Annotated in this window: 4 protein-coding genes; 1 reads left to right on the top strand and 3 read right to left on the bottom strand. The window is 65.8% G+C overall.

Annotated elements, in window-relative coordinates:
• Nucleotides 1–15 precede the first annotated feature (15 nt).
• The 3 genes from VML93_RS32045 to VML93_RS32035 form a co-directional block, all read right to left on the bottom strand.
• Nucleotides 16–315 carry a PE family protein gene (locus tag VML93_RS32045; protein WP_325616858.1) on the bottom strand — a complete coding sequence of 100 codons (300 nt, stop codon included), beginning with the start codon at nucleotides 313–315 and terminating at the stop codon, nucleotides 16–18.
• A 191-nt stretch (nucleotides 316–506) separates the two neighbouring features.
• Nucleotides 507–1,754, bottom strand: coding sequence for a PPE family protein (locus VML93_RS32040; protein WP_325616856.1), 1,248 nt, complete (start codon nucleotides 1,752–1,754; stop codon nucleotides 507–509).
• A gap of 421 nt (nucleotides 1,755–2,175) precedes the next feature.
• Nucleotides 2,176–2,370 carry a ferredoxin gene (locus tag VML93_RS32035; protein ID WP_325616854.1) on the bottom strand — a complete coding sequence of 65 codons (195 nt, stop codon included), beginning with the start codon at nucleotides 2,368–2,370 and terminating at the stop codon, nucleotides 2,176–2,178.
• Nucleotides 2,371–2,576: 206 nt separating this feature from the next.
• Between VML93_RS32035 and VML93_RS32030 the strand changes: the two genes are divergently transcribed.
• Nucleotides 2,577–3,559, top strand: a 983-nt coding sequence (locus VML93_RS32030) for a cytochrome P450 (RefSeq protein ID WP_325616852.1), incomplete at its 3' end; no start/stop codon positions are given.

Genomic DNA, 3,559 nt, shown 5'->3' with positions numbered 1-3,559 from the left:
ATTGGTTCTCCCCTTTTAACCGGCCGCGGCCGCGTTGGCGGCCTCGGTGGCCAGGTAGGACCCCGAGCTGATGCCCAAGGTGGTGACGAACAACTGGTGAATGGCCTCGGCCTGCGCGCTGACCGCCTGATACACCTGGGCGTGCGCGGCGAACTGGGCCGCGGTCAGCGCCGAGACCTCATCGGCGGCCGCGGGCACCACACCGCTGGTGGGCGCCGCGGCCGCGGCATTCTGGGCGCTCAACGCCGAGCCGATGCCCTGCAAGGTGCCGGCCGCCGCCGCCAGTGCCTCGGGTTGCGCAGTCACAAATGACATGGGATTCCTCCTCGATAACCTTCCGGCTCGAACACCTTCGGGACTTGGTTGTTGATAACGCTAATTCGATCGAGTGCCGCAGCGCCCCTTCGCTGCGAAATTCTCCTTACCGGATGACTGCTGTTCACTTGTTGGCTACTTTCACTTCCCAGTTACGGTGGTGGGGCTGCATCGTTGCGGTGGACACGGTCTTACCCTGCCGACGGTGGACGGGTAAGCACGTTGTAGCGGAATCCGTATCGGACGCCCATGTTGCCGGTGCGCTGCGCGGCCCGCGTTCCGACCGGCATGCCGCCCAGCGCGGTGTTCATCGGGGGTTTTCCGCCCGGCTCGCCGGCGAGAACGTTGGCGCTCACCAGCTTCGTGGCGGCCCCTTCGGTCGTGCCGGGCGCGCCGCCGGTCCAGCTCACCGGTACCGACAGCCCGCCGACCCTGGCGCCTGACGACATCGTCGCCGACACCCCGTGCGCCGCGTGCGGGCCGGCCCAGCCGCCCGCGCCCAGCGCGGCGAATTGCGGCGTCGGGAACCAGGCACCACCCGAACCGGCCGTCGATCCCAACGGGCCGTTGTACGTCTGCTGCCCGATCGACCAGCCGAAGTTGCCGATGCCCAGCCCGAAGTAGGCCTGCAGCGTCTGCTTGATGATCGCGGTGTACTGACCCGGGGCCAGGCCCATCCAGTTGTTGGCCGGAGTAGGTAGGCCCATGGTGAGGAAATCAGTGATCGTGTCTTGAATCAACGACAGCGGCCACGGCAGCGTGCTGGCCGCCGGCGACGCCAGGGACTGTGCCGGCGATGCAGCCCCGGAGAGCAACTGCGGGATCGTGGCCGTGATGGTCTGGACGGCATCGCCGGCCGGGGTCGCGGTGGCTTGGGCGACGGCAGCCGACTGGCCGCCCGCCGCGGCCGGGGTGGTGGTATCCGGCGGATCCGCGAACTGGGCCAATTGGGTGGCCAGTGCCGAGGAGGCGGCATAGCCGTACATGGCGGCGGCGTCCTGGGCCCACATTTCCATGTACTGCGCCTCGGTGGCCGCGATCGCCGCGCTATTTATTCCGAAGAAATTCGTGGCGATCAACGTCATCAACAACACCCGGTTGGCCGCGATCACCGGCGGCGGCACCGTCATCGCAAACGCGGTCTCATAGGCGGCCGCGGCCGCGCGGGCCTGGCTGGCGGCGTCCTCGGCCTGAGCGGCCGACGCGCTGATCCAACTCACGTACGGGGTGACCGCGGCCATCATCGCCCGCGACGCCGGACCCAGCCACGGCGAACTGGTCAGCTCGTCCACCACCGACGTGTAACCCGAAGCGGCCGTACCTAATTCAGCCGCCAACCCATCCCACGCCGACGCGGCGGCCATCATCGGCCCGGAGCCCGGACCGGTGTACATCCGCCCCGAATTAATCTCAGGCGGCAATACCCCGAAGTCAAACACCACCCCTCCTCAACCGACCACTGGCGGCGGTCTCGGCTGTCGCTATCGCGCACATGCAGCCACGCTGCTGCGAAGACCAGTAGTTACTTGGCCCGGCCTTTTCGCCGGACGACCCGACATGTTCCGGGCGTTCAATCGTTGCGCCGATACTGGAATCATCTGCGGCTTTTGCCCTCTGCCTCGATATCCGTTCGGTGTTTAACGTCTTTGAGCGAGATCCTTTTCGTGACCGGTTCGCCGCTCATCAGAGACTTTAGAGGGCCGACTCGAGGTTGGGAGGCGGCGATGCCAACTATTCATTCCTCGCAAACTGTTGTTAAACCGCCGTTAAGTTCTGACGTCCGGGCGGGTGGCTGCCACCTGCGCAAACGGCGAAGGTCGCGCGCAATAACCGGCACCGGCAAGACACCTTTTGGTTACCTCAGTCGCCTTCGAGAATGAGTGCCATCTCGGGGCACGAGGCGACCCCGTCGCGGGTCAGCTCTTCGTCCTCGGGACGCACCTCGTGCTCTTGGAGGATCGAATAGCCGGACTCGTCGATCGGGAACAGGTCGGCATCGACCGCGTAGCACTGGGCGTGTCCCACGCATCTTGCCTGTTCGAGACGAACCTTCACTGCGACGTCCTCTCCCGACCACTCCAAGGCCAGATCGTGGCGGACAGCTCGATACGTACACTATCCACCACTATCCGCCACTCAATCCGGGACTCGACGCGGCCCGGCAGTCCGATTGGTGGGTGTCCACCGCGCATGCCATATTGGGCGGTGGCAGCCCGGCTTGGCTGCGTCGGCGTCGGATCAAAGGGAGAGTCTTTCAACGCATGAGCACTCTGGGCCCGACCGGCTGGGGAGGCCAGGCCGGTGCGTTTCACCTACCGCGGCTTGAATATTCGGAGTTGCCGTTGGGCGCCGACCGAGGGGTCGGATGGAAGACACTGCGCGACGCCGGGCCCGTGGTCTTCATGAACGGCTACTACTACCTCACCCGTCGCGAGGACGTGCTGGCCGCGCTGCGCAATCCCAAGGTCTTCTCCTCGACGATCCTGCAGCCGCCGTCGGATCCGCTGCCGGTGATTCCGCTGGCGTTCGACCCCCCGCAGCACACCCGCTACCGCCAGATCCTGCAGCCCTATTTCAGCCCGACCACGCTGGGCAGGTCGCGGCCGGTGCTGCAGCGGCACGCGACTGAGATGATCGAGGCGTTCGCCGGCCGGGGCGAATGCGAGGTCATGGCAGATTTCGCCCGGCTCTACCCGTTTCAGGCTTTCCTCGACCTCTACGGCATGCCGCTGGAGGATCGTGACCAGCTGATCGCCTGGAAAGACGCCATCATCGGCGACAAGGAGTACCTCACGGTCGCCGAGCTCCAGGCGGGCCAGACCGAGTTGTTGGAATATCTCTACAAGGCGATCCAACAACGGCGGGAAAACCCGGGCTCGGACATGTTGTCGCGGGTGATGACCGGCCCGGGCGACTTCACCGATATCGAACTGCTCGGAATGAGTCACCTGTTGATCCTGGCGGGCCTGGACACAGTGACGGCGATCATCGGGTTCTGCCTGTTCGAGTTGGCTCGCCGGCCGCAGTTGCGCGAGGACCTTCGCGACAACCCGAGGCAGATCAGGGTTTTCATCGAAGAGATCATCCGCCTGCAGCCGCCGGCGCCGGTGGCGCCCCGCATCGTGACCGAGTTCGTCAACGTCGGCGGCATGACACTACCGCCGGGCTCGCAGGTGCGGTTGTGCATGGCCGCGATCAACCGCGACGGCAGCGACGCGTGGTCTACCGACGACCTGGCCATGGA

It is taken from the genome of Mycobacterium sp. (assembly GCF_035499775.1).
Taxonomy (GTDB): domain Bacteria; phylum Actinomycetota; class Actinomycetes; order Mycobacteriales; family Mycobacteriaceae; genus Mycobacterium.
The sequence above is the reverse complement of the archived record's forward strand: the minus strand, read 5'-3'. Positions and strand labels throughout refer to the sequence as shown.

Bases quoted from the DNA above. Each gene is read 5' to 3' on its own strand.
- VML93_RS32045 (WP_325616858.1), bottom strand. From the start codon at position 315: ATGTCATTTGTGACTGCGCAACCCGAGGCACTGGCGGCGGCGGCCGGC.